At 69.0% G+C, this 5,734-nt stretch carries 5 protein-coding genes; 2 read left to right on the top strand and 3 right to left on the bottom strand.

Features of this window, described 5'->3' with window-relative positions:
• The coding region (gene purT, locus M4D77_RS23330; RefSeq protein WP_259937657.1) for a formate-dependent phosphoribosylglycinamide formyltransferase at nt 1–1,390 on the bottom strand (1,390 nt) is incomplete at its 3' end.
• A 79-nt stretch (nt 1,391–1,469) separates the two neighbouring features.
• Nucleotides 1,470–1,826, bottom strand: a complete 357-nt coding sequence (locus M4D77_RS23325; protein ID WP_259937654.1) for a UBP-type zinc finger domain-containing protein — start codon at nt 1,824–1,826, stop codon at nt 1,470–1,472.
• Between the two features lie 43 nt (nt 1,827–1,869).
• On the opposite strand from M4D77_RS23325, the gene M4D77_RS23320 reads away from it, so the two are divergent.
• Nucleotides 1,870–3,462 (top strand): Na+/H+ antiporter, encoded by a 1,593-nt coding sequence (locus tag M4D77_RS23320; protein WP_259937653.1) that lies wholly within the window; start codon nt 1,870–1,872, stop codon nt 3,460–3,462.
• A gap of 155 nt (nt 3,463–3,617) precedes the next feature.
• Nucleotides 3,618–4,016 (top strand): hypothetical protein, encoded by a 399-nt coding sequence (locus tag M4D77_RS23315; RefSeq protein WP_259937652.1) that lies wholly within the window; start codon nt 3,618–3,620, stop codon nt 4,014–4,016.
• Nucleotides 4,017–4,025: 9 nt separating this feature from the next.
• On the opposite strand, the gene M4D77_RS23310 is transcribed toward M4D77_RS23315, so the two are convergent.
• Complete coding sequence (locus M4D77_RS23310) at nt 4,026–5,579, bottom strand: adenylate/guanylate cyclase domain-containing protein (RefSeq protein WP_259937649.1); 1,554 nt, start codon at nt 5,577–5,579, stop codon at nt 4,026–4,028.
• Nucleotides 5,580–5,734 lie beyond the last annotated feature (155 nt).

Genomic DNA, 5,734 nt, shown 5'->3' with positions numbered 1-5,734 from the left:
GCGGACCCACGGGTCCGCGCGGCGGGCCGACCGGGCCGGGCGGTGGCCCGGGGCGTCGCGGAGGCGCCGGGGACGGGGTCGGCGGAAGGGTGGCGGCCTTGCGAACGGCTGGACGGCCCGGCACGGGTGTGACGAGCGACGCGGCGCGGACGGCACGCTCACGCGCGACCGGCACGTCGTCGGCTGTCGCGGTGACCACGCCCATGCGCCGGCGGTGGAAGCTCTCGGGCTTGCCGAAGAGCCGGATGTCGGTCTCGGGTACGGCAAGTGCGGCGGCGACGTTCTCGAAACCGATCGCCGGCTCGTCGAGTTGCCCGTAGATGACGGCCGAGGCACCCGGGGACGCGAGCGTGACGTCGACCGGGAGACCGAGGATCGCGCGTGCATGCATCTCGAACTCGGACAGGCGCTGGGTCGCCATCGTGACGAGGCCGGTGTCATGGGGCCGCGGGCTGACCTCGGAGAAGTAGACGTCGTCGCCCTTGACGAACAGTTCGACGCCGAAAACGCCGCGCCCGGCCAGCTTTCCGTCACCGAGGGCGGTGGCGATGCGCGCCGCGATCGAGGTCGCCGAGGCGTGCGCGTCGGTGCTCATCTCATGCGGCTGCCAGCTCTCCACGTAGTCGCCGTTGATCTGCCGGTGGCCGATGGGCGCACAGAAGTGGGACGTGAGCCGGCCGGTGGCCGGATCGATCGCACGAACCGTGAGAAGAGTGATCTCGTAATCGAATTCGACGAAGCCCTCGACGATGACGCGACTGCCCTGTACCCGACCGCCGGTGTTCGCGGTCTCCCAGGCCGAGGCCAGCTCCTCGGGGCCCCGCACGACCGACTGTCCCTTGCCCGACGACGACATGACGGGCTTGATCACACACGGGAACCCGACCTGGCGGGCCGCGACGGTGACCTCCTCGAGAGTGTCGGCGAAGAGATACGGCGACGTCGGCAGCCCGAGTTCCTCATCGGCGAGACGTCGGATTCCTTCGCGGTTCATGGTGGCGACGACCGCGCTCGCGGTGGGGATGACCTCGGCGATACCGCGTTCGGCGACGTCGACGAGGGCCTCGGTGGCGATCGCCTCGATCTCGGGCACCACGTACGCGGGACGATGCTTGTCGATGACCGCGTGCAGGGCGGCGGGATCGGTCATGTCGATGACCTCGGCATGGTGGGCGACCTGGTGGCCGGGCGCGTCGGCGTAGCGATCGACGGCGACGACCTCGACGCCCAGTCGCTGGAACGCGATCACGACCTCTTTGCCGAGTTCACCTGCCCCGAGGACCATCACCTTGGTCGCGGTCGGACTCAGCGGCGTGCCGATGACGTCCGGCGGCCCGGTCGTCGGCGCCGGCTGGGCTGCGCTGGTCGCACTCTCGCTGTTCGACGTCATCCTCAAATCCTACTTGCCGCCAGCACAGATCTCGGCGCACTCCTCCACCTCGTCGAACGCACCGGGAACCGTCGCGTGGTCATCCCGTCACCTCGTGCACGTAGCACCAGCGCCACACCTCGTCCGGTTCGGCCGAACGCATGACCGGGTGTCCGGTCTCGTGGAAGTGACCGGTCGCGTGCCGTCGCGGGCTCGAATCGCAACAACCGATGTGCCCGCACGTCAGGCACTTCCGAAGATGTGCCCAGTGGGTCTCGCCGATCGCGACACAATCCTGGCAACTGCGGTCGTCGCCCGATGCGGGCGCCGGGTCGGCGGCCGGCGCGGCGTCGAACGACTCCAGTTCGACGCAGCGCGCCGTGGTCGAGGCGTCGAAACCAGACCCCGCCGGCCCGGACGCGGCCGCGGACGATGACTTCCGCCGAAAGATCTTCATGCCCGACATTATCCATCGGGCCGGCGCGATTAGAGTCGCTCGAATGGGCGCATCGCTACTGCTGGTCGCGGTCATCGCCGTGGCGGTCGCCGCGTTGTGTCGTCGCTATGGCTGGTCCTCGCCGCTGGTGCTGGTCACCGTCGGTCTCGGGATCGCATGGATTCCCGAGTTGCCCTCGGTGGCCCTGGAACCCGAGCTCGTGCTCTTCCTCATCCTGCCGCCGCTGCTGTACTCGGCCGCGCAGGAGAGTTCATATCAGGCGTTCCGCGCCAACTGGCGTGCAATCGGATTCCTGGCGGTCGGCCTGCCGCTGGTGACGACCCTGGTGGTCGGATACGTCGCATACCTCGTCGTCCCCAATCTCCCGCTCGCCGCGGCACTGGTCCTCGGTGCGGTCGTCGCGCCGCCGGACGCGGTGTCGGCGCAGGCGATCGGCCGCCGGCTCGGTCTGCCGCGCCGGATGATGACGCTGCTCGGCGGCGAGAGCCTGCTCAACGACGCGACGGCCCTCACCGCGTTCCGGATCGCGCTCGCCGCGGCGGTGGGGGCCACCGCGACGGTCGGCGAAGGGGTCCTGACGTTCGCGGTGGCCGCCCTCGGCGGCCTGATCGTGGGCCTCCTCGTCGGGGTGGTCGTGTCCTGGGTGCGTGTCTGGCTCACCGACCCGCCGATGGAGACCGCCATCGGCATCATCGTCCCGTTCGCCACGTACTACGCGGCCGAGGAACTGCACGGTTCGGGTGTCATCGCGGTGGTCACCGCCGGTCTCTACCTCGGCCACCGATCGGTGCGGCTGGGCTATGCGACGCGCCTGCAGGACGAGGCGGTGCGCAAGTCGATCGACACCATCCTCGAGTCGTTCGTCTTCTTGCTCATCGGGCTCCAGCTGCCCATGCTCATCGAGGGTGTCGAGAACGAGTCGTGGACGCAGATCGCCATCGACGCCGCGGCGGTCCTGGCAGCGACGATCCTCGTGCGCATCGTCTGGGTCTACCCGGCGACCTATCTGCCCCGACTGCTCTCGCGACGGATCCGCGACCGCGAGCCGCCGCCGAGTCCGGCGTCGGTGTTCGTCGTCTCCTGGGCCGGTATGCGTGGCGTGGTGTCACTGGCCGCCGCGTTCGCCATCCCCGTCTACACCGAGACGAACGAACCGTTCCCCGCCCGCGCCGAGATCCTGTTCCTGACCTTCGTGGTCGTGGTGGGGACGTTGCTGATCCAGGGCACCACCCTGCCCTGGGTGATCCGCTTCCTCGGGGTGAGCGGCGACGAGCGCGCCCAGGACCGGCTGGCGTATGCGGCCGCGCAGGACCGTGCGTCCCGGGAATCCGAACGGCGCCTCGACGATTACGCCACCGAACTGTCCGACGACGATCCGCGCCGGCTCCAGGTGGCGATGCTGCGCAAGTGGATCACCACGCAGCGCAATGTGGCCTGGGAGGAACTCGGCCGGGGTCCCGAGGATCTCGGCGAGAGTCCGACGTCCGCCGGGGCACGACTCCGGACGGAGATCCTGCAGATCCAGCGCGCGGTCTTCATCGCCGAACGCGACGCCGGACGCATCGACGACGAGGTCCTGCGAATCGCGTTGCGCCGGCTCGACTTCGCCGAGGGACAGGGCGACCGGGATCCCTAGCTCCCTGAGGAGCCCGGAGCTTGCGGGCGACACCCCCCTCGCTCCCTGAGGAGCCCGGAGCTTGCGGAGGGCGTCTCGAAGGGTCCCCCGTCCGAACGAACCCGGGGAGTTCTGCCCATTCCCGCTTCGATGAGCCCTGCCCTACCTTCGCTTCCATGAACACGACCATCACCCGCCTGGCCACTGCCGTCGCTTCCCTCGTCCTCACCGCCGGCGCGCTCGCCGTCGGCTCCTCGACCGCGGCCGCCGCGCCCTCGGCACCGTCCTGCGATGCCGGACAACGGACCGTCACCTCCGTCGTCACCGCCCGGTCGGCGGCGTCGATCTGTCAGTGGCGCGCCGACGGCACCCTCGAGTACCGGGGTGTCGCGCGTTCGAGTGGGAACACCCTGTGCATCCCGGTGTCCGAGGTGCACGTGCAGGAGAACGGCAGCGGCCGTCACTACTACGTCGCCTACAACAACGGGTACAAGTACTCGGTCTTCGACGGACTGGGCCTGAGCATCGTCGGCCCGGACGGGCGGTTGATCAGCTCCGAAGACGCGATCGGCTGAGCGAGGCCCTCACTCGTCGTCGACGAATGCGGCGAACACGGTCGTCTCCTCGGTCCGGCCCCGCAGCGAGGTGGTCTCCTGCTCCTCCCACCGCTCGGCCTCACCCCGCTGTGCGGCCTTGACCGCGCGTCCGGAGGCCAACGGCCGCCGCGGATCCCGTTTGGCCAGTTCTGACAGGCGGGCACTCTCGTTGACCGGGTCACCGATGACGGTGTACTCGAATCTCTCGATGGCACCGACGTTCCCGGCGACCACGGCCCCGTGGCTGACCCCGATCCCGGCCGACAGGTCGGGCACCTCCTCGGCCAGGCCGCGAACGATGTCGCGCGCGGCGGCGAGCGCGCTGCCCGCGGCGTCGTCGAGGTCGATGGGTGCGCCGAAGATGGCGAGCACCGCGTCGCCCTCGAATTTGTTCACCAGGCCGTCGTGTTCCTCGACCGCCCGCACGATGACCGCGAAGAACTTGTTGAGGATCTCGACCACCTCGGTCGGGCGTCGTCGTGCGGCAAGCGTCGTCGAACCGATGACGTCGACGAAGAGCGTGGCGGCGAGGCGTTCGGTCCCACCGAGTTCCGGGTTCGACGACATGGCCGCCTCGGCGACTTCGTGGCCCACGTGGCGTCCGAAGAGATCTCTGATGCGTTCTCGCTCACGGAGTCCCGCGACCATCGAGTTGAAACCGACCTGCAGGTCCCCGAGTTCGGTGCCGTCGTAGACGACGAGGTCGGCGTTGTCGAGGTCACCGTCGCTCACGCGGTTCATCCCGGCGCGCACGCTGCGGATGGGGCCGGTGACGCTCATGCTCGACAGCAGCGTCAGCAGCAGGCCGGTGAAGAGTGCGGTGACCCCGAGGACCGTGGCCCCGACGAACAGGTCGAGCTTGGAGGTCTCGTCCCGCGCGAGCCCGAAGGCCAGCACCAGCAGGATGCCGATGATCGGGATCGCCGAACCCACCATCCACGAGACGACCGACCGCGCCTTCACACCGGTGCGTTTGCGTCGACGGTGTCCGGCCGAGATCAGTTCCGCCGCAACGGGACGCAGCGTGAAGTCGATGAACAGATACGAGATCGCCACCACCACGACGCCACTGAGGCTCACCACGAACAGCGTCTTCGGGATCAGCTGCGGGTCGACGATCCCGTACATGATGGTGAGCATCACGGTGGCGATGCCCCACAGGAATCCCTGCACCAGTGACAACCGCCACGGCAGCCGCATCGTCCGACGGGCATCGCGCTTGGTCGGCGCGACGTCGCGGATCGCCCAGCGCAGATCACGGACGCCGACGTAGGTGCCCCATCCGATTCCCACGACGAAGGCTGCGGTGATGTAGACGGGCACCACGATGAAGTTGACCCACCACAGTTCGGCGGTGAAGATGGTCGGCTGCGGGATGCCGACCGCGGTGAGCGCGACCGCGACGATCGCCCCGAACAGGTTGGCCACCACGATCGACGCGGTCAGCAGCGTCTGGATGCGGACCCGCTGTTTGACCGAGCTCTCGCCGACGGAGCCGAGCAGGATGGACCCGTAGTCGCGACTCCCCCGCTTGGCACGCATGGGCACTAGCTAATCACGAGCCGACCGCGAATCCGCGACGAGCTTGCCGAGCGGAGCATCACCCCGCCCCAACCCTGCTCCCTAATCCGAAGAAAGCGACCCCATTGCTCCCTGAGGTGTGAGGAGCGCAAGCAACTGCCCGCCGCCCCACTGGC

It is taken from the genome of Gordonia sp. p3-SID1431 (assembly GCF_025143765.1).
Lineage (GTDB): Bacteria > Actinomycetota > Actinomycetes > Mycobacteriales > Mycobacteriaceae > Gordonia > Gordonia hongkongensis.
Note: the sequence above shows the minus strand (reverse complement) of the source record. Positions and strands in the feature narration are given on the sequence as shown.